Below are 1,663 nucleotides of genomic sequence, written 5' to 3' on the forward strand. Positions count from 1 at the left end.
TAACGCCAAGCTTAGCGGCGCCACGTCAGTGGCGTCCGGTGGACGGCCCTCCGGGCCGGGAACGTACTACAGCGACTGGTTAGCTGGGGGCATCGATAAAGCCCGATCTCTGGCAACCAACATCGCAGCCCACACCGGAGCCCTTGCACCCAAACCCGCCGATGCACTTTTATTAAAACCACCGCCAATGATGCGGTGAATGAACCTGAACATCAGAGTAGCAGGTAAGCAAGGAACCAATTTTTGGCGGACTGCCCCACGCCCCAAACGCTCATGTTACTACCATCACCACTGACCAATTGAGCTACCAACACCACGCCAAATTTGCGGGCCTTGGCAACCGCACCATGTTGTCGGATTTACTGCCGGTTCTCGGCCAAGGCCATCAGCACCCAGCCACCAAAAAAGTACCAAGCACTACCAGCTAACGCTGAGCTTAGCGGCGCCACGACAGTGGCGTCCGGTGGACGGCCGCAGGCCGGGAACGTACTACAGCGACTTGTTAGCTTGGGGGGTTTTGCCCAAATCCGGTTCCAGGCAACCCACATCACGGCCTATACCTTTGCCTGGCACCAGCATTCGCCAGTGTAAACATTCCAAGTCACCGCCAATGATGCGGCAAATGAACCTGAGCGCCAGAGTAGCAGGTAGGCAAGGAATCCGTTATCGGCGGACAGCCCCACGCGCCCAAGTCCAAATTTTAAACCAGTACTGATAACCAGTTGGGCTGCCAACAACACGCCAAACCTGCGGGCCTTGGCTAAGCCACAATGTTGCAGATTTTACTGCCAGCTTTCGGCCAAGGCCATCAGCACCCAGCCACCCAAAAGGTACAAAGCACTACCAGCTAACGCTGATGGTAACCGGCGCCGGAGCGCAAGCGGAGGGAACCAAAAGCTACTAGCTTTTGGCGTCCGGTTGACCGGCTGGTTAGTGGCCGGTCACCACCAAGGTCTCCCTTGGCACCCTACGCTGAATGCCCTCTCCCGAACAGCTTGCACCAACACAACGGATGGCGAAAGGAACCAGAGCGCAAACCGCACCAACCCGATTACCGTTTGAACTGGACGGCCCCGCGACTGGGGCACTCCATGAATAACCAAGCTGCGGATGGTGTTGGCCACCAACCCCGACAGCAACGTTTCCGGCCTTGGCCATCACCAACCCAAGCGGCTTTACAACCAAACCGATGCCAAGGCCTTGGCACTAACCCAGCCAAAATGAAGAAGGCCAGGACCAATAACGCTGAGCACAGCGGCGACCTTGGAATGGTGCCGAAGGCACCATGGAAAGGGCGTCCGGCGGCCATCGGCCGCGTACTGCTGCGACTTGTTAAAAAGTCTAACCCCATTGCTCAAAAATATCCCCAGAGGCCAAGGCCTCCAGAAACGCCCGTTGCTCCTCAGTAACCAATTTGCGCGGGGTGTAACCGTGCTCATCAGGCTCTGCCAACAACCTTGCTTGAGTTTCTCGCGCAACAGCAGATAAAGCTTCCTTCTCGCCTGGCGTCATAGCGGAAAAATACTCGGATAGGTTCTCCTGGCATTTTACTGAGTAATCCAGATCAATCACGTCTTCTCCGGCGAAAAGGACAAGCCAGAGATACTCAAAGGAGAGTTCAGCTAGAGTTTTGATACGAATGTCTCCATGACTTTTTAACGCT

The 1,663-nt window shown here is 55.8% G+C and carries 1 protein-coding gene and 1 pseudogene; one reads left to right on the forward strand and one right to left on the reverse strand.

The window, feature by feature from the left end; all coding sequences use genetic code 11:
• Nucleotides 1–199: hypothetical protein (locus tag C7H09_RS19945; protein WP_206074278.1), on the forward strand; the 199-nt coding region annotated here is incomplete at its 5' end.
• 1,142 nt (nucleotides 200–1,341) lie between these two features.
• Here C7H09_RS19945 and C7H09_RS05880 read toward each other — a convergent pair.
• Nucleotides 1,342–1,663: pseudogene (locus tag C7H09_RS05880) on the reverse strand (hypothetical protein); the annotation flags it as partial.

This window comes from Marinobacter fuscus (assembly GCF_003007675.1).
GTDB lineage: Bacteria > Pseudomonadota > Gammaproteobacteria > Pseudomonadales > Oleiphilaceae > Marinobacter > Marinobacter fuscus.